Annotated in this window: 17 protein-coding genes and 1 riboswitch; of the genes, 7 read left to right on the top strand and 10 right to left on the bottom strand. The window is 74.7% G+C overall.

The annotated features are described in order from the left end of the window. Positions 1–47: 47 nt before the first annotated feature. From ACI791_RS10350 to ACI791_RS10360, 3 genes are all read right to left on the bottom strand, one after another. Positions 48–710, bottom strand: a complete 663-nt coding sequence (locus ACI791_RS10350) for a hypothetical protein (RefSeq protein WP_456585967.1) — start codon at positions 708–710, stop codon at positions 48–50. A 109-nt stretch (positions 711–819) separates the two neighbouring features. Next, a complete protein-coding gene (locus tag ACI791_RS10355) occupies positions 820–981 on the bottom strand; it encodes a hypothetical protein (protein WP_456585968.1) in 162 nt (53 codons plus the stop codon). A gap of 111 nt (positions 982–1,092) precedes the next feature. Next, positions 1,093–4,302, bottom strand: a complete 3,210-nt coding sequence (locus ACI791_RS10360) for a carboxyl transferase domain-containing protein (protein ID WP_456585969.1) — start codon at positions 4,300–4,302, stop codon at positions 1,093–1,095. A gap of 335 nt (positions 4,303–4,637) precedes the next feature. Further along, a riboswitch (cyclic di-AMP (ydaO/yuaA leader) is annotated at positions 4,638–4,797 on the top strand. A 15-nt stretch (positions 4,798–4,812) separates the two neighbouring features. Between ACI791_RS10360 and ACI791_RS10365 the strand changes: the two genes are divergently transcribed. Beyond that, entirely contained in the window at positions 4,813–5,343 is a 531-nt protein-coding gene (locus tag ACI791_RS10365; RefSeq protein ID WP_456585970.1) for a C40 family peptidase, read from the top strand. 123 nt (positions 5,344–5,466) lie between these two features. Next, the gene (locus ACI791_RS10370) at positions 5,467–6,558 is read left to right on the top strand and encodes a DUF5925 domain-containing protein (RefSeq protein WP_456585971.1); all 1,092 of its coding nucleotides are present in this window, start codon (positions 5,467–5,469) and stop codon (positions 6,556–6,558) included. Positions 6,559–6,567: 9 nt separating this feature from the next. Here the strand turns inward: ACI791_RS10370 and ACI791_RS10375 are convergent, their stop codons facing one another. Continuing rightward, entirely contained in the window at positions 6,568–7,050 is a 483-nt protein-coding gene (locus ACI791_RS10375) for a hemerythrin domain-containing protein (protein WP_456585972.1), read from the bottom strand. Beyond that, entirely contained in the window at positions 7,047–7,985 is a 939-nt protein-coding gene (locus tag ACI791_RS10380; protein ID WP_456585973.1) for a Rieske 2Fe-2S domain-containing protein, read from the bottom strand. The genes ACI791_RS10375 and ACI791_RS10380 overlap by 4 nt, the downstream gene beginning before the upstream one ends. 113 nt (positions 7,986–8,098) lie before the next feature. On the opposite strand from ACI791_RS10380, the gene ACI791_RS10385 reads away from it, so the two are divergent. Further along, positions 8,099–9,001: an SMP-30/gluconolactonase/LRE family protein gene (locus tag ACI791_RS10385; protein ID WP_456585974.1), complete on the top strand. Its 903-nt coding sequence runs from the start codon at positions 8,099–8,101 to the stop codon at positions 8,999–9,001. Positions 9,002–9,070: 69 nt separating this feature from the next. On the opposite strand, the gene ACI791_RS10390 is transcribed toward ACI791_RS10385, so the two are convergent. Beyond that, positions 9,071–10,270 (bottom strand): diguanylate cyclase, encoded by a 1,200-nt coding sequence (locus tag ACI791_RS10390; RefSeq protein WP_456585975.1) that lies wholly within the window; start codon positions 10,268–10,270, stop codon positions 9,071–9,073. A 90-nt stretch (positions 10,271–10,360) separates the two neighbouring features. On the opposite strand from ACI791_RS10390, the gene ACI791_RS10395 reads away from it, so the two are divergent. Continuing rightward, positions 10,361–10,948 (top strand): HAD domain-containing protein, encoded by a 588-nt coding sequence (locus ACI791_RS10395; RefSeq protein WP_456585976.1) that lies wholly within the window; start codon positions 10,361–10,363, stop codon positions 10,946–10,948. Positions 10,949–11,358: 410 nt separating this feature from the next. Further along, positions 11,359–12,135, top strand: a complete 777-nt coding sequence (locus tag ACI791_RS10400; protein WP_456585977.1) for a biosynthetic peptidoglycan transglycosylase — start codon at positions 11,359–11,361, stop codon at positions 12,133–12,135. Positions 12,136–12,199: 64 nt separating this feature from the next. Here ACI791_RS10400 and ACI791_RS10405 read toward each other — a convergent pair whose 3' ends face one another. Then, positions 12,200–13,510 (bottom strand): ScyD/ScyE family protein, encoded by a 1,311-nt coding sequence (locus ACI791_RS10405; protein ID WP_456585978.1) that lies wholly within the window; start codon positions 13,508–13,510, stop codon positions 12,200–12,202. Positions 13,511–13,886: 376 nt separating this feature from the next. Between ACI791_RS10405 and ACI791_RS10410 the strand changes: the two genes are divergently transcribed. Both ACI791_RS10410 and ACI791_RS10415 read left to right on the top strand, forming a co-directional pair. After that, positions 13,887–15,245, top strand: a complete 1,359-nt coding sequence (locus ACI791_RS10410; protein ID WP_456585979.1) for a GntP family permease — start codon at positions 13,887–13,889, stop codon at positions 15,243–15,245. Next, the gene (locus ACI791_RS10415; RefSeq protein ID WP_456585980.1) at positions 15,242–16,489 is read left to right on the top strand and encodes a CaiB/BaiF CoA transferase family protein; all 1,248 of its coding nucleotides are present in this window, start codon (positions 15,242–15,244) and stop codon (positions 16,487–16,489) included. Before ACI791_RS10410 ends, ACI791_RS10415 begins: the two co-directional genes overlap by 4 nt. Before the next feature lie 19 nt (positions 16,490–16,508). Here the strand turns inward: ACI791_RS10415 and ACI791_RS10420 are convergent, their stop codons facing one another. The 3 genes from ACI791_RS10420 to ACI791_RS10430 all read right to left on the bottom strand — a co-directional run bounded on the left by ACI791_RS10420 (position 16,509) and on the right by ACI791_RS10430 (position 18,164). After that, positions 16,509–16,679: a hypothetical protein gene (locus ACI791_RS10420; protein ID WP_456585981.1), complete on the bottom strand. Its 171-nt coding sequence runs from the start codon at positions 16,677–16,679 to the stop codon at positions 16,509–16,511. 116 nt (positions 16,680–16,795) lie between these two features. After that, the gene (locus ACI791_RS10425) at positions 16,796–17,257 is read right to left on the bottom strand and encodes an NUDIX domain-containing protein (RefSeq protein ID WP_456585982.1); all 462 of its coding nucleotides are present in this window, start codon (positions 17,255–17,257) and stop codon (positions 16,796–16,798) included. A gap of 19 nt (positions 17,258–17,276) precedes the next feature. After that, entirely contained in the window at positions 17,277–18,164 is an 888-nt protein-coding gene (locus ACI791_RS10430; RefSeq protein WP_456585983.1) for an NUDIX hydrolase, read from the bottom strand. Positions 18,165–18,176: the final 12 nt, after the last annotated feature.

An 18,176-nucleotide genomic window follows, 5' to 3' on the forward strand; every position in this document is an offset into this window, starting at 1 on the left:
CCGTTCCGGGCCCGTCCACGCATGGGACGCCCCGGTGTCCGCGAGCTTCATGCTGCGCGCTGCCCGCCGTCGTCCTCCGCGCCGTCGTCGTCCGCGCCGTCGTCCTCCGCGTCGGGGCCGGCACCGGGGTCGCGGGCGAGCAGGTAGGTGGCCACGCCGAGCACGATCCCGGCGACCGCGGACAGCGCCACGATCAGCGGCGTGCTGATCTCGCCGAGCACGGCGGTGATGAGGTCGCGCGAGCGGGACGTCGGATCGGCGAGGACCACCCCGACGAAGACGGCGACCAGGACCCCCGCGCCGGCGGCGGCCACGTGGGCGAGCCGGCCGGTGAAGCCCATGCGGTTGCTGACGCTGCGGGCGGCTTTGACGATGCGCCCGGCGCGCAGGATGCGCAGCGCGCCGACGGTGCGCACCAGCCGCAGGATCTGCACGGGGCCCAGCGCGAAGACGACGGCGACGACCACCGCGACGGTCAGGGCGACCAGCCCCAGGTGTCCACGCAGCCAGGCGCGCTTGTTCTCGGCGACGACCAGCAGGATGACCGTCTCGGCGACCAGCACCAGCCCGCTGACGACGTCGATGACGTGGCCGGCGGTGCCCAGCGTGCCCTCGGCGACGGTCAGGAACATCGCCGGGATGGAGGCCAGCGCCGCGATCAGGACCGGGAGCGCCAGCCGCTCCTGCCAGTGTTCCTCGCGCGTCCTCACCGGCGCCCCCGCGGGCTCGGCTCCCGACGGCACGGGAGCGGCCCCCGCCCGGGAGGCGGATGCCTCCTGCGCGGGGGCCGCTCCCCGGCTCCGCACGGTGCCGGAGGGCTCAGCGGACGGCGCCGCGGCCCTTGCCTGCGCCGCCGCCACCGCTCTTGTTCTGGAAGTCCGAGATGAACTTCTTGATCTTCGCTTGGTTCTGCGGCTTCTTGGCCTCCTGGAACACCTTCGCCGCCACACCGGACGCGATGAGCTTGCGCATCATTCCCATGTTTGCCTCCTCGTCGTCGGCCGACTCGAGCCGGCGCCTGATCAGGTTCCTCCGTGCCCCGCCGGGCGCCGCGCCAACCACGGCGCTGCCCTTCTCACCTCGTCGCGCGACTCACCAGGTGTCCACGTGCGGCCGGACGCGGCCGGGCGGGCGCGGCGTGGCCGCCGCCTCGCGGGTCAGGGTGGTGATCCACCGGCGGGTGTCGGCGGGGTCGATGACGTCGTCGATCTCCCAGTGGGCGGCGACGTTGAGGCCCCGGCCGTTCTCGTAGGCGGCGGCGACGGCGGCGTCGTAGGCGGCGGCCCGCGCGGCGTCGTCCTCGATGGCGGCCAGCTCCCGGCGCATGCCCAGACGCACCGCGCCCTCCAGGCCCATCGGACCGAACTCGCTGGTCGGCCAGCCTACGGCGAACCGCGGCACCTTGAGGCTCCCCCCGGCCATGGCCTGCGCGCCGAGGCCGTAGGCCTTGCGGACCACCACCGTGCCGATGGGCACCGAGAGGTTCGCGCCGATGACGAACAGCCGGGAGAAGTGCCGGACGGTGGCCGTCTTCTCCGACTCCGGGCCGACCATGAACCCCGGGGTGTCGCAGAGGAACACGACCGGCAGGCCGTGGGCGTCGCACAGCTGCAGGAACCGGGCGGCCTTGTCGGCGGCGTCGGAGTCGATGGCCCCGCCGAGGTGGGTGGGGACGTTGGCGACGACGCCGAGCGGCGCGCCCTCCACCCGCGCGAGCGCGGTGATCATGCCGGCGCCCCAGCCGTCGCGGAGCTCGAGCACCGAGGACTCGTCGGCCAGCGCGTGCAGCACGGCGCGCATGTCGTAGACCCGCTTGCGGTTCTCCGGCACCAGGTGGCGGAGGGCACGCTGGTCGGGCGCGGTCCAGTCGGCGACCGGCCCCTGGAAGTAGGAGAGGTACTGCCGCGCCGCGGCGACGGCGGCGGCGTCGTCGGCGACCCGGACGTCGACCACCCCGTTGGCGTGCTGGACGTCGATCGGGCCGATCTCCTCCGGCGTGACGACGCCGAGCCCACCGCCCTCGATCATCGCCGGGCCGCCCATGCCGATGTTCGCGTCCTCGGTGGCGATGACGACGTCGCAGGTGCCGAGCAGCGCCGCGTTGCCGGCGAAGCAGCGGCCGCTGGCGATGCCCACGGTCGGCACCAGCCCCGAGAGCTTGCCGAACAGGGTGAAGGCCATCGTGTCGAGCGCGGAGACGTGCGTGGAGTCGACGTCGCCGGGCCGCCCTCCCCCGCCCTCGGCGAAGAGCACGACGGGCAGCCGGCGCTTCTCGGCGAGCTCGAACAGCCGGTCCTTCTTGAGGTGCCCGCGCATGCCCTGGGTGCCGGCGAGCACGGTGTAGTCGTACGAGACGACGACCGCCGCACTTCTCTCCCGGCCGACCAGGTCGCCGTTGACGTCGGCCAGCCCGCCGACGACGCCGTCGGCGGGGGTGCGCTCCTGCAGCTCCGCCCGGCTGCGGCGGCGCTCCTGGGCGGCGAAGACCAGCGGTCCGTACTCGAGAAGGCTGCCCGGGTCGACGAGGTCGGCGAGGTTCTCCCGCGCGGTGCGCCGGCCCTGGGCGTGCCGCTTGGCCACGGCCTCCGCCCGGTGCGCGTCGAGGCCGGCCTCGTGGCGGCGGCGGACCTCGGCGAGGTCGGGGCGGTCCGCATCGAGGTCCATCTCCTCGCGCTGCGCGTCCCCGCCGGACGCGGCGTGCTCGACGTCGGCGAGCAGCTGACCCTGGCGGACGGTCTCGCCGATCCGCACCGCGATCCGCCGGACGGTGCCACCGGCCGGCGGCGCGACGACGTGTTCCATCTTCATCGCCTCGAGGACGACGACCGCTCCTCCGGGCTCGACGGTCGTGCCCGGCCCGGCCTCGATCGCGACGACGGTGCCGGGCACGGGCGCCCGGAGCCCGTCGCCGGTCTCCCCGGCTTCCGCCGCGACGGCCGGCGCGAGGTCGGCGAGGTGGTCGTCGACGAAGGTGGTGGTCGCCTCGGTGATCTCCGGATGCGCCAGCAGGGCCCGGAGGACGCCGGTGTTCGTGGCGACGCCGCGGACGTCGACCTCGGCCAGCGCCCGGTGCAGGTGCGCCAGCGCCTCGGGGAGACCGCCTTGCCGCTCGTGCACCACCACCTTGGCGAGCAGGGAGTCGTAGCGGGGGCTGACCTCGCTGCCCGGACGGGCCGCGGTGTCGACGCGCACGCCGGGGCCACCGGGCAGGGCGAGGGACGCGATCGTGCCCGCGGCGGGGACGACGGCGCCGTCGGCGGTGAGCGTCTCGGTGTTGACCCGGGCCTGGACGGCGCACCCGAGTGGGCGGGGCGGGCCGTCGGCCAGCCCGAGGTCGGCGAGCGTGGCGCCGGCGGCGACGCGCAGCTGCAGCCGCACGAGGTCCAGGCCGAGGGTCTCCTCGGTGACCGGGTGCTCGACCTGCAGCCGCGGGTTGCACTCGAGGAAGACGAACCGCTCGGGGTCGCCGGCCGGCACGAGGAACTCGACGGTGGCCAGCCCCCGGAGGCCGACCTGCCGGGCGAGCGCCGCCGCGGCGTCGTGCAGCCGCCTCCGGACCGCACCCGGCAGGTTCGGCGCGGGCGCGATCTCGACGACCTTCTGCCGGCGGCGCTGCAGGGAGCAGTCGCGGTCGCCCAGGACGACGACGTCGGCGACGGCGTCCCCGAGCACCTGCACCTCGACGTGCCGGGCGTCCTCGACCAGGTCCTCGGCCAGGAGCGCGTCGGTGCCGAAGGCGACCCGGGCCTCGCCGGAGACCGAGGCGACGGCGGCGACGACGTCGTCGCCCCGGCGGAGGACGCGGGTGGCCCGTCCGCCGCCGCCGAACCGCGCCTTCAGCATCACCGCGCCGGTGGCCGCCACCAGCTCGGCCACCTGCTCCGCCGTGACGGCGTCGGCGGTGCCGCGCGGAACGGGAACGCCGGCGGCCGTGGCGGCCGCCCGGGCGCGCACCTTGTCGCCGAGGACCTCCAGCACCGCGGCGCCCGGGCCGACGACGGTCAGCGGTCCGCCGCCGTCCTCGCAGGCCCGCGGCAGCGCCGGGTCCTCGGACAGGAAGCCGTAGCCGGGGTGGATGAGGTCGCAGCCGGTGGCGCGCGCGGCCCGGACGACCGCCACGGCGTCGAGGTGCGCGGCCGGGCCGCTGCCGGGGAGGAGGTGCGCCTCGTCGGCCGCGGTGAGGTGCGCGGCGTCGGGTTCGTCGGCGGGCGCGACGGCGACCGACGTCATCCCCTCGGCCGCCGCCGCACGGGCGATCCGGACGGCGATCTCACCACGGTTGGCGATCAGCAGGCGGGCCACCCGGCGATGCTCGCACGGACCTCCGACGCGCTGTGGCGCCGGTCACCGCCCCGCCCGGGACGCAGCGCACGCGATCGTGGACGGCCAGTCGGGGCATGCCGACCATCGAAAAGTAAGTGCGCGATCGCTCTCCGTGCTGTCGGATGCACACGAGTCGCGACCGCCGTCGGGATCGACGGAGGTCCGCTCGCGAGTCGCGCTCCCGGCGGGGTCGGATGGCCCGCCACGGGAGGGCCCGGAGAGTCGCGTCCGGCCGCTTTGTGACCTTTCCGTGACCGACCTAGCGTCGTCGCGGTCCGCCCGGGGCCCCGTCGTCACCACACCCGGTGACACCCGCGCGGACACCGCCGAACCGGACGTCGGATCGCACCGCCGCCCGGACCGGGGACCCACCGCAGCACTGGGGTGAAGCGCGCCCGGCCACGACCGGGAGCGCCGGGCGAGTTCCCCGCCCGAACCCGTCAGCTAACCCGGTAGGCGGTTGTCGGAGAACAGGAGAACCCGTCGTCCATGACGACCACCCGCACGTCCTCGACCACCCGCCGCTCCCTCCGCGGGGCGGCGCTCGCTCTCGTCACCGGCGCGGGGATCGCCCTCACCCCGCTGACCGCCTCGGCCTCAGCTCCCGCTCCCGCTCCGGTCGCGGCGACTCCGGTGGCCCTCGCCTCCGCCCCGGTGGCGGCGCCGGACCATGCCGCCCGGGTCGCGGTCGACACCGCGCTCGCCCAGGTGGGCAAGCCCTACGTCTGGGGCGGCACCGGCCCCGGCGGCTACGACTGCTCCGGCCTGACCTGGTCGGCCTACCAGGCCGCCGGCGTCGAGATCCCGCGGACCTCGCGGGCGCAGTCGACGGCCGGGGTCTTCGTCGACCGGGCCAACCTCCGGCCGGGTGACCTGATCTTCTTCTACGACCCGGTCGGCCACGTCGGCATGTACGTCGGGGACGGGCTGATGGTCCACTCCTCGACCTTCGGCCAGCCGGTCGCCGTCGTCCCGGTGGACTCCGTGTGGGGCTACAACACCGCCCGCCGCGTCGTCTGATCGGAACGCTCCCCGCTCCGATGCCCCCGGCCGCCTCCGCGGCCGGGGGCATCGCCGTCCAGGCGTCCTGACACCCCTCCGGGTTACCGTCCGTGCCCGACGACCGCCTGCGCAGGGAGAGCCGTGACCGACCACCTCCAGTCCCCTCCTCCGCACGGGTTCCTGCGGCCGGGCCTGTGGCTGGACCGGTTCGACATCGCCAGCGGAATGCTGGTGCAGGTCCAGTGGGACGGCGGCATGCCGTACCAGCGGACCGGCGAGGTGACCGGCGCCGTGGCGGACCCGCTGCCGCTGCTCCCCGACGGCGCGGTGCTGCGCCTGGACCGCAAGGACGGCAGCTCCCGCACGGTCGTCGCCGCCCTGCCGGGGCTGCTGGCGCGGCTGGAGGTGGCCAACCGGATGACGACGGTCGACGTCGTCGGTGCCGACCTGGCCGCCGTCGAGGCGCTGGTGGCGCAGGTCGTCGCCGGCGCCGAGCAGGTCACGGCCGCACCGGAGGGCGAGGTGCAGATGGCTTTCTGGTCGGGCGGCTCGAACGGCGGGCTGGAGTCCTCACGCCGGGTGACCGCACCCAGCTGGGCCGAGGCCGCGGTCAACTACCCGGAGCGGACGCGGCGCTCGCTGGCATCGCTCATGACGGCCACCGACATGTCGGGACGGGCCGGGCGCCTGGTGCTGTGGCACGGCGTCCCCGGAACGGGGAAGACGACGGCCGTGCGGGCCCTCGGCCGGGAGTGGTCGGACTGGTGCCGGGTGCACTACGTGATGGACCCCGAGCGGCTCTTCGCCGAGCCGCAGTACCTGCTGCAGGTGGCGGGGGTCGACGAGGACGAGGACGACGACGGCCGGTGGCGGCTGGTGGTGGCGGAGGACTGCGACGAGTACCTGCGCTCGGACGCCAAGGTGCGGGCCGGTGCCTCGCTGGGCCGGCTGCTGAACCTCTGCGACGGCATCCTCGGCCACGGGCTCCGGGTGCTGGTCCTGCTGACCACCAACGAGGACGTCGGCCGCCTGCACCCGGCGATCACTCGCCCCGGCCGGTGCCTGAGCCAGGTGGAGTTCGAGCTGCTGTCGCCGGGCGAGGCGCAGGCGTGGCTGGGCGACGGCGCTCCCGCTCCCGAGCGCCCGATGACGCTGGCGGAGCTGTACGCCCGGCGCGAGGAGCGCGTGCACCCGGCCGAGGCGCGGGCGGCGGAACCCGGCGGCTATCTCTGAGGGCAGCCGTCACACGGAGCGGAGGGTCGCCCGCTTGAGCCGCACGATCAGCCGCATCCCGCCCGACCGGGCCAGCTCCTGCTGCCGTGCGCGCAACTGCTCGCCGAGCTCCTCGAGGCGCTCCTCCCCCAGGGCGTGCGACTGGGGGAACATCCGCTGCTCCTCCTCCATCGTGTGATGGCGCACTGTCTTCTCCAGCATGCGCACCTCGGTGGCGAACTCCGGATCGGTGACGTCCATGCGCATGACGGTCGCGACCTGGTCGTCGATCTGCCGGTGCTCGGCGTGCGCGAGCGCCAGCAGCGGAGAGACGTCGGGCACGGCGGGGTAGAACAGCTCGTCCTCGATCTGGGCGTGGATCTCGATCTCGCGGAGGAACCGGTCGCGGAGCTCCTCCCGCCGGTCGGCCTGCGCCCCGGTGGTCTCCGCCAGCTCGCGGAGCAGCCCGCGCAGCACGTCGTGGTGTGCGATCAGCACCTCGTCGGCCTTCATCGGGACGCCTCCTCCTCCGTGGTGATCGCCGTCGGGCTGCGCCACCGGGCCCGCCGCCGCACCTCCACCGCGCCGTCGCTGATGCGGGTGTCGTAGCAGGGCAGCGGGGCCGTGGCCGGCCCCTGCGCCGGCTCCCCGGTGTCGAGGTCGAAGCGCGACCCGTGCCACGGGCAGACCAGCTCGTCGCGGTGCAGCCAGCCCTCCCCCAGCGGACCGCCCATGTGCGGGCAGCGCCCGCTGACCGCCCGGACCGCGCCGTCGGTGCGGACGAGCACCACCGGAACGCCGTCGACGTCGGCGCCGAACGGCTCGCCGTCGGGGAGGTCGGCCAGGCGGGCGACCGGGGTGAAGGTGCGGGGCGACCGGCCGGCCGCGGAGTGGTCGACGCCGAGCCGGTGGCGGTAGGACAGGACGCCGCCCAGGTAGCCGCTGGTGAGGACGACGGCGTAGCCGGCGGCGGCGGTCACCCGCGCCCGCACCGTGCGGCCGCGGCCCCGGTCGGCGAACGACCACGCGTAGAGGGCGAGCGCGGTGCTGTTGAGGGCGGCGTGCACGAGGCCGACCCGGCGGGCCTCGTCGTGGGCGTGCTGCCAGTCGGTCATCCCGCTCGCGGCGGCGCCCACCGCGCCCGCGATCCCGAGGCCGACGACGGTGCGCGCCGCCTGCCCGGCGCCCGGACCGCCGCGGCCGGTGGCGTCGAGGCCGTCGAGCAGGGCGGCGGCGCTCCAGGACCCGATCGGCACGGTGACGAGGAAGGGGTGCAGGGGGTGCCCGAGCCAGACGCCGTGCAGGAGGTCCTGCAGCGGGCGGGCGTACCGGCCCGCCAGCAGGAAGGTCAGCGAGATCCCGTGCTCGACCTGGTAGCCCGGCGCATCGAGCAGCTGCCACCGCTCGACCGTGCCGACCGCCCGCTCGAGCAGGGTCCGGACGCTCACCGGTGCACGTCTTCCGCCGCCATGCCCGAGGCCCTGCCCACCCCGGCACGGCGGAAAACCGGAGGTGGCGACGTCCTCGTGCCCGAGGCCGGGTGGTCGTAACGTCCGACGGCATGGCTGATCGAGGGTTCCGGACGGTGCTGGAGGGCGGCTCCTACTTCGAGGGGCCGCGGTGGCGCGACGGGCAGTGGTGGGTGTCGGACTTCTACCGGCACACCGTGAGCCGGGTGGCGGCCGAGGGTGGCGCGGAGACCGTCGTCCTCGAGGTGGAGAACCAGCCGTCGGGGCTGGGCTGGCTGCCCGACGGCTCGCTGCTGGTGGTGTCGATGAAGGACCACCGGCTGCTGCGGGTCACCGACGGCGAGGTGTCGACGCACGCCGACCTCTCCGACGTCTGCACCGGCCTGCTCAACGACATGGTGGTCGACGCCTCGGGTCGCGCGTTCGTGGGCGACTTCGGCTTCGACCTGATGGGCGGCGGGGCGCCGGCGCCCGCCTCGCTCAAGCGGGTCGACCCCGACGGCACGGTGAGCGTGGTGGCCGAGGGGCTGCGCTTTCCGAACGGCTCGGTGATCACCCCGGACGGCGCGACGCTGATCGTCGGCGAGACGTGGGGCAACCGCCTCTCCGCCTTCGCCATCGGCTCCGACGGCTCGCTGGGCGAGCGGCGGGTGTGGGCGTCGCTGGGCGCCGAGCCGGTGGGCGACTCGGTCGAGGAGCTGCTGGGGCAGGTCGTCGTCGCGCCGGACGGCTGCACGCTGGACGCCGACGGGCACGTCTGGGTCGCCGACGGCTTCGGCTCGCGGGTGCTCCGCCTCGCGCCCGGCGGGACGATCGTCGATGAGATCACCGCACCCGGCGGGATGGGCGTCTACGCCTGCGCGCTGGGCGGCGAGGACGGCCGCACGCTGCTGATGTGCTGCGCCCCGGACTTCCACGAGCACACACGGGCGCCGGTGCGCGAGGCGGTGCTGGTGTCGACGCAGGTCGCCGTCCCGCACGCGGGCCTGCCGTGAGCGGCGCGAGGGCCGTCCGGGGAGGCTGACGGTGGGACGGCGGCGCACGGCGGTCACCTACCCGCGCCACTACACGGAGGGCGACGACCGCCGGTTCGGCGACGGCGGGGTGGGCGCGACCCTGCGCGTACTGCACGTCCCTGGGCGTGGCACGGGAGGCACCCAAGGCGTTCCCTGCGTCGAGGTCCTGGCCGCGGACGGCGACGTGGTCGGCCAGGCGCGCGCCGGGGACGCGACCACGTCCTCGGAACGATGCCCGGGGCCGTCGCGGAGCTCCGCGCGGCCGCGACCGAGGACCTTGGCGTCGTAGAGGGCGCGGTCGGCGCTGCGCATCAGCTGGGAGGCGCTCTCCCCGAACCCGTGCTGCGCGACCCCGCAGGACAGCGAGATGTCGGGGTGCAGCGTGCAGATGCGTCGCACGAGGGCGAGCGCATCGGGGCCACGCATCCCCGGCAAGAGGAGGGAGAACTCGTCGCCGCCGTGCCGGGCGAGCACCGCGCCGGACGGCAGCTGGGCGCGCCAGACGTCGGCGACCCGGCGCAGCACGCGGTCGCCGACCTCGTGGCCGTGGGCGTCGTTGACCGACTTGAAGTGGTCGACGTCGATGAGCACGGCGGAGAGCGGCTCCCGCGCGCGGACGGACTCACCCATCAGCTCGAGCATCGCCGCGTCGAAGCCCCGCCGGTTGCGCAGGCCGGTCAGCGGATCGCGGCTCGCGCCCGACGCCAGGACGACCAGGCGCCGGATGACGACGCCGAGCCCGACGAGCACGAGGTCGAGCGCCAGTGCGGTGGTCAGGGCCACCCCTCCGGCGAGCAGGAGGGAGACGGTGATGCCGGTGACGGCGACCACCAGGTGCCCCAGCGCCTGACGTGCGGTGAAGAACAGGTGGGCGTCGACGATGACGAACGCGGTGAGGGCCGCGGCGGCCAGCGCGGTCACGGCGTCGGGGCTGACCAGCACCGTGGCGCAGATGAGCGCGGTGGCCGCGTCGACGAGGAGGTGGAAGACGTTCCTGGGCCACCGCGAACCCCACCGGCCGGCGACGACGGCCGCGGTCAGCGCGACGACCGCGAGGAGGAGCGGAGCCCACCTATCGGCACGGGAGTCATGACCAGCGGTCATGACCAGCCCGGCCGCCCCGCCGAAGGCGTAGAAGGTGGCGAGCGTCTGCGCCATCACGCGCACCGTCGCCACCTCGGGCGCTCCGGACCGGCTCACCTCCTGGACCTCGGCCCGCCGCCTCCCCTTCTTGACCTGTTCCGGCACCGCGCGGTCCGGGTCCACCCTGCCGGGTGAGGTCGTCCGCCGGCGCGGGGGTCTGATCGGAGGGGCGGTCGGAGCGGGTAGGGCTGCACCATGACCCCTCCCCCACCCCTCCTGCTGCTGGACGTCGACGGCGTGCTCAACGCCCTCCGCCGCGACCTGCCGGAGGGCTGGCGGCGCGGCACCTTCGCCGGCTACGTGCTGTCCTGGGACCCGACCGTCGTCGCCCGGCTCCGCGCGTGGCACGAGTCCGGGCGGGTGGAGCTCCAGTGGCTGACGACGTGGACCGAGCGGGCCGACCGGCTGCTCGCCGAGCCGATGGGCCTGCCGCGGGGACTGCGGACCCACAGCCGGGACGCGCTCCCCACCGGCTTCGGCGGCCGGCTCGGGGGGCTGTCCGGATGGTGGAAGCTGGCCGCCGCCCGGGCGGTCGCCGAGGCCGAACCCGGCCGGCGCATCGTGTGGATCGACGACGACCTCGCCGACCAGGCCGAGGACACCGGCGAGTGGCTGGCCGCGAGGGCGAACGTGCTGGTCGTCGCGCCGGACCTGATGGCCGGACTGACCCATGCCGAGCTCGACCGGGTCGAGGCCTGGCTCGGCGAGCCAGACCTTCCCGGCCGCGAGGACACCGGTGAGCACAGCCCGCCGCCGTACGATGAGCCGCCGACGCCGACCTGAGGGAGCACCGCCTCGTGGCCTCCGTCCCGCCGGACTCCCGCACGACCCGCTGGCTCCGCCGCCGGCCGACCGAGCCGCTGCCCCAGCAGGAGCCCGTGCGGCGTCCCCGGTTCGACCGTCCGCCGCCGGCGGGCAACGACTGGTACGGCGCCCCGCCGCCCGCCGGAGGTCCGCCGTACGGCCCGCCGGCGTACGGCCCTCCCCCGTACGGACCTCCGCCGTACGGACCTCCGCCTCAGTGGCCCGGCGAGGAGTCCCGGCGTCCGTACCCGACGGCCCCGCCCGGGGGCCCGTTCCCGCCGGCGCCCCCCGAGCGCCCGCTTCCGCCGGAGCGTGGCCGCCGGGGCCGTCGTGGGCTCCGTGCCCGCGCGCCGCGGCGCCGCCGCCGGCTGCTGGGCCGCGTCGTCCGCGTGCTGGCGGTGCTCGGCATCGTCCAGGCCCTGGTGGTGCTGTCGCTGCGCTGGGTGGACCCGCCGACGACGGCCTTCATGCTGGCCAACCCCGACGGTGCCGTGCAGCAGTCGGTGCCGGTCGAGCACGTCTCGCGGAACGTCCTGGCCGCCGTCATCGCGCACGAGGACGCCGCGCTCCCCTACCGCGACGGAGCGTTCGAGTGGGATGCGCTGTGGAGCCGGGCGGCGGCTCATCTCTCCGGCGACGAGGACCCGTCGGGGTCGACGATCCCGCAGCAGGTGGCCAAGAACCTGTTCCTCAACCAGGAGCTGAGCGCCTGGCGCAAGGCGGTCGAGGCCGCCCTGTCCGTGGAGCTCGCCGCCTTCGTCGACGACCGCCGGATGCTGGAGCTCTACGTCAACTACGCGCAGTTCGGGCCCACGATCTACGGCGTCTGCGCGGCCGGCTGGTACTACTTCGACTCGCCGCCGGCGGAGCTGTCGGCCGAGCAGGCCGTGATGCTGGTCGGCCTGCTGCCGTCCCCCGGGCACGTCCGCCGCGCGCCCGGCGGGGGCATGGACTTCCAGGTGGAGGACGGGCTGGGCTGGCTGTCCCGCTCGCACGTGCTCAACGCCCAGGCGCGGGTGCCCGCCCACCTCGACCGGCTGGGCTTCACCCCGGTCGAGGACGCCGGCGTCACGGGGCTGGCGTCGGAGCAGGAGCCCTCCGGCGACGACTGCTCGACGCCTCCGCAGGAGGTCACCGACCTGATCGCTGCGGAGGGAACGGCCTGACTGCACCACACGACACCGCCCCGGGCCTGCTCGGGCCCGGGGCGGTGTCGTGCGGGTCAGCCGGTCAGGAGGCCGGCTCGGTGAACGCCCGGTCGCCGATCCGCTGCACCTGACCGGCAGGCAGCTCTTCCGGCGGCAGGACGAAGCCGGCGATGCTCCACGCGGAGGCGTAGAGCGTGCCGCCCTCGATCTCCAGTCCGGTCGGCATGGTCACCTGGGCGGTGTCGCGCTCACCGCCCGGCCGGATCCGGGTCACCTCCCCGACCGTGGCCGGGTCGAACTCCGCGGACGACCCAGCACCGTCCTCCGCACCCCCATCCGCAGGCTGCTCCGCACCCACCTCCGCGGACGACCCAGCACCGTCCTCCGCAGGTTGCTGCGCACCTTCCTGCTCGGGCGGCGGCCCGGCGGGCGCGCCCTCGAGCACGTTCGACGCGTAGACCGTGCCCCGGCGGTCGACCGCCACGCCGGTGACCGAGTCGAGGTCGGTGATCGTGTCGACGAGCTTGCCGTGCCGGTTCAGCACGTAGACCCGCCCTGCCCCGGGAACCTCGCTACCCAGCGCCCCCACGTAGATCAGCCCGCGCGGTCCCTCCGTGATCTCCGTGGGGACCGGGTCGCACCCGACCGTCTTCCCGTTGTTCGGGAGACCGTCGCACTCCCCGTCGGTGATCACCCCGGGCACGAAGAAGGGGCTGATGTCCCCGCTCCGCAGGTCGATGGACAGGACGGCGTTCGCGCCGGCGTCGCTGACGAGGATCCGGTCCTTCTGGGCGAGCACCGAGAAGGGGTTGGAGATGGCGTCCTCGACCGGCACGCCGTCCTCCTCGTAGACCTGCCCGTCGGGGTTGGTGTCCAGTTCGTACTGCAGGAGGTCCCAGGAGCGGACGATCTCGCCGTTCCGCTTGATCTCGAGCAGCACCTGGCTGGGCGCCGACGTGCCGTCCTCCGTCGGCGTGCCCTCCTCCAGGGTTGCACCTTCGTCCGGCGCTGCACCTTCGTCCGGCGCTGCACCTTCGTCCGGCGCTGCACCTTCGTCCGGCGGCGCCTCACCGACGGCGACGTAGAACCGCCCGTGCTGGTAGTCCACACCTTGGACGTTGCCCAGTCCGGTGAGCAGCGTCTCGACCCGGCCGCGCCGCAGGTCCACCGACGACACCTCCCCGCTGTCGGCCTCCGCCACCAGGAGCCGGTCGCCCTTGAACTCGCTCAGCTGACGCGGCCCCTCGAGCTCGCCGGCCACGGTCGTGATCGGCTGCCGATCGCCACCGTCCCGGCCCCCGTGCCCCTGCCCGCCGTGCGCGCTCGCCGTCGCCGGTGTCACCGCCACCAGCGCCATGGCGGCCGCACCGACCGCCACCCTGCTGCACTTCATCCGTCTCTCCCTTGCGTCGAGGTCCCCCGAGAACGCACGGGAAGCTGCCAGCGAGTTCCCGGGGAGAGGAGGGGTTGCGGCGTCCGGATCCCCGGTCTCCTGCGCGGCGTCGCTCGTCGTAGTCGCTCCACCGGCACAGGGCACCGCTCGTGAGTGGGGCACACGTCTCGCGCGCGGCGAGGAGCCGCGGAGCGGAGTCGCCGGCGCGTGGCCGCTCCGGCCGCACCTCGACCCATGACCTGGGCACGGCGCGGGACGGCATCGCCACGGACGTGCGCCAGGTCGGCCCCCTGGCGGGCGACGGCTGACCGTGGTCACATCATCACCGTCGTATCACGGCCATCACCCCGGGGATGGCCCCGGGACGGAGATCGCCATGATCATCCTGCACGCGAGCATCGCCATCCTGGGTGTTCTGCTGCTGATCATCGCGCTCAAGGTCGAGCCCGTCATCGCCCTGGTGCTGGGCTCGCTCTACCTCGGGATCGCGGGGGGCATCGGGCTGGCCGAGACGGTCGAGGTCATCGCCGTCGGGTTCGGCGAGATCATGGCCGAGGTCGGGCTGCTGATCGGCTTCGGCGTGCTGCTCGGGGCGCTGCTGTACGCGCTCGGCGCCCTGCAGAAGTTCGTCGCCCTCCTGCTCCGGCTGCTCGGGGCCAAGCGGCTGCCCTACGCGATGAGCGCCGCGCTGACCACGCTGTTCCCCTCCATCTACGTCGACGTCCAGCTGGTGCTGGCCTCGCCACTGGCCCGCTCGGCGGCCCCGCACATCGGCCGGGGCGGCCTCCCCCTGCTCGCCGGGTCGCTCAGCGCGGGCATCCTCGTCGGCTACGTCTTCGTCGTCCCGGGGCTCGGGACCCTGTCGATCGCCGGCCTGCTCGACATCCCGCTCGGCACCATGCTGATCTTCGGCCTGATCGTCGGGCCGGTGACCGCGGTGGTCACCACGTTCCTGTTCAGCCTGGTCCTGCGGCGGGGCTTCTGGACGCCCGCGAACGACGAGCACGAGACCCAGGCGCTGCGCGACGCGGAGCAGGCGGCCGAGGAGCAGGACGAGGAGCACGCGGCCGCGATGCCGCCGCTGGGCATCTCGCTGCTGCCGGTCATCGTGCCGCTGCTGCTCATCGCCAGCGGTGCGATCGCCTCGGCGGTCGAGGTGGACAACTCCGTCATCGCATTCGTCAGCAACCCGGTGTTCGCGCTGTTCCTGGGCATGGTGGGCGCCTACGTGCTGGCCCGCCGGACCCTCGGCCGCGACCGCACCGACGACGCCGTGACCACCGGGCTGAGCACCACCGGCCAGATCCTGTTGATCACCGGCATCGGTGGATCGCTGGGCGCGGTCATCGGCGAGACGACGCTCGACCAGGTGCTCGGCGACCTGTTCTCCGCCTCGACCGGCACCTCGGTGATCCTCACCCTGCTGCTGGCCTGGCTGATCGCCGCGCTGCTGCACTTCGCGATCGGCTCCATCTCGGTGGCGGCGATCGCGGCCGCCGGCATCCTCGCGCCGGTGCTCGGCTCGCTGGACGTCGCGCCCGTCGTCGTCGGCCTCGCCATCGGCGCCGGCGCGCTGTTCGCGCTGCAGGTGAACAGCAACTTCTTCTGGATGTTCCAGAGCCTGCTGGGCATCTCGACCCAGGGCGCGCTGAAGGCGCTGACGTTCGTGACGGCGCTGGCCTCGGTCGTGGCGATGCCGATCATCATCGCGCTCGGCTTCCTGGTGCCCGCATGAGCGCGCCGTCCCCGCTGCTCGACGGGGTCCGCGTGCTGGACCTCTCCACGATGATCGCCGCCCCCACCGCGGCGACCATCCTGGGCGACTACGGCGCCGACGTCGTCAAGGTGGAGATGCCGGGCACCGGGGACTTCGTCCGCCGCTTCGGCCGGCAGAAGGACGGCCAGGGCCTGTACTGGAAGGCACTGTCGCGGGGGAAGCGGTCGGTGGCGCTGGACCTGCGCCGGCGCGAGGGCCGCGAGCTGGTGCTGCGGTGGATCCGGTCGTTCGACGTCCTGGTGGAGAACTTCCGCCCGGGCACGCTGGAGCGCTGGGGGCTGGACCCGGCGGACCTCCGCGCGGCGAACCCGCGGCTGGTCGTGCTGCGGGTGACGGCGTACGGGCAGGACGGTCCGTACCGCGACCGGCCCGGCTTCGGCACGCTCGCCGAGGCGCTGGCCGGGCTGGCCTCGGTGTCCGGGTACGAGGACCGGCCGCCGCTGCTGCCGGCCTATCCGCTGGCCGACATCATGGCCGGCAACCTCGGGGCGACCGCCGTCCTCGCCGCCCTCATGCGCCGGCAGGCGACCGGCACCGGCGACACCATCGACCTGGCGATCTACGAGGCGGCGCTGAAGCTGGTCGAGATCAACGTGCTGGAGTACCAGCAGACCGGCTCCGAGCACGGCCGCACCGGCAACCGGTACGGGCCGGCCGCGCCGCGCGGCAGCTACCAGTGCCGGGACGGGCTGTGGATCGCCCTGTCGGGCAGCACCCAGCCGATGGCGCAGCACGTGCTGCGGACCATCGGCGGCGACGCGCTGGCCGCGGACCCGCGGTTCGCCACCAACGCCGACCGCGTGCAGCACGTGCAGGAGCTCGACGACCTGATCGCCGCGTGGTGCCGGACCCGCGACCGCGACGATGCGATCGCCGACCTCACCGCGGGCGGCTGCGCGGTCGGGCCGCTGGAGAGCGTCGCGACGATGCTCGACAACCCGCAGGTGCGGCACCGGGGATCGATCGTCACCGTCGACGACCCGGACCTCGGACCGCTGGCGATGACCGGTGTCTACCCGTCGTTCCGGGACGGCGGCACGCGGATCGGCCGCCCCGGTCCGGCGGAGGTCGGCGCGGACACCGACGCGGTGCTCGCCGCCGACCTGGGGCTGGGCCCAGCGGAGCTCGCGGCGTTGCGCACCGCCGGGGTGACCGCCGGACCTGCCGCCGCGCCTCCGCCGGACCCGCAGGACGCGCTGTAAATCTCGGGTGCGCCGGGGCTCAACGGGCTCCGGCGTCCCCGGTCCGGGGCGGGGTGGGCATCGGACGCGGCTGCTGGAACCCGGCGTCGAACCGCTGGGTCACCGCCAGCTCGCCGGTGTCGGGAGCGGCGTGCCGGCCGATCCGGGGCATCTTGAACTCGGCCGTCTCGTCGAGGAGGTGCTTGCTCACAGGACCGATCCTGCGTGGGAACCCGCCCGGATCGCGGATCTCGACCGGCCTGTCGCCGGGTTCGCACCGAAAGCCCAGGTCGGCTGTGACCAACGGGACGGCTGTGACGACGCCGCTCAGCCGGCGAGGTGCGCGACCAGCCGCTCGAGGAAGGGCAGCTGCGCCTTCACCAGCTTCGCGCGGGCGGTGTCGAGGTCGTACCAGGCGGCGCGGTCGATCTCGGGGAACTCCTGCACCCGCCCCGACCGCGGCGGCCACTCGAGGGCGAAGGTGTTGCTGGTGATGGTGCCGGCGTCCAGATCGCCCTCGGCCGCCCAGACGGCGAGCAGCTTGCGGCCCCTCACCTCACCCAGCGGGTGCAGGTGCGTCGCCGGCACGGGGTGGCCGAGCTCCTCGGCGAACTCCCGGCGCGCGGCGGCTTCGGCCTCCTCGTCCGCGTCGTGCTCCCCCTTGGGGATAGACCAGGCGCCGTCGTCCTTCCTCGCCCAGAACGGCCCGCCCAGATGCCCGAGCAGCACCTCGACCCGCCCGCCCGTGCGGCGGTACAGCAGGACGCCGGAGCTGCGGACGGGCGGCACCCGGCCAGCGTCGCAGGCGCTATCGCGATTCGGACGGGCGGGCGCCCGGGTCGACGCCGGGTGCGGCGAGTGGCTCGACCAGCTCGGACAGGGGAACCGGTCCGTCGTCCCCGTCGTACAGGTACTCCAGCCGGCCGTCGGTGAGCACCGGACGGCCGAGGATCGGCCGGATGCGGCGCGGCGCGGCCATCGCGGAGGCCACGTCGGGATGGGCGGTGAGGTCGCGCAGGGTGGAGGCGGTGGCGTTCATCATGGTCAGTGAGCCGTCGCGGAACCCGCGGTACGCCTCGGCGACCGGCAGCCAGGCCACCCGGTCGGCCTCGCCGCCGACGTCCCGGGTGCGCTGACCGGCCGGGAGCGCGGCCAGGAAGAACCGGGTGTCGAACCGGCGGCTCTGCCACTCGGGCGTGATCCAGTGCGCCCAGGGGCGCAGCAGGTCGGCCCGCAGCAGCAGGGAGCGTGCAGCCAGGAAGTCGCTCAAGGCCAGCTCGCCGTCGATGAGCGCCAGCCGGTCGCGCTCCCACTCCTCCCCCGTCGTGTCGGCGACCAGCGTCCCGTTCCGGTGCGCGGCGAGCAGGACCCCGGACTCCTCGAACGTCTCGCGGACGGCGGCCGCGACGAGCGCGGCGGCCAGCTCGGCATCGCAGGAGAACGCCTCGGCCCATTCGGCGGGCGGCGGGCCGGCCCAGTGCTGGGCGGCCTCGCGGTCGCGGAGGTCGACCGAGCCGCCCGGGAAGACGTGCATGCCGGCGGCGAAGGCCATCGTGGGACGGCGCCGGAGCAGGTAGACCTCCGGACCGGCCGCACCGTCGCGGAGCAGGACGACGCTGGCGGCGTCCCGGGGCTCGACGACGTCGGTCTCCCCGCGCAGGTACCGCTCGACGAGCTCCGTCCGATCGGCAGGCATGGCCGTCATGCT

This window comes from Blastococcus sp. SYSU DS0973 (assembly GCF_054051055.1).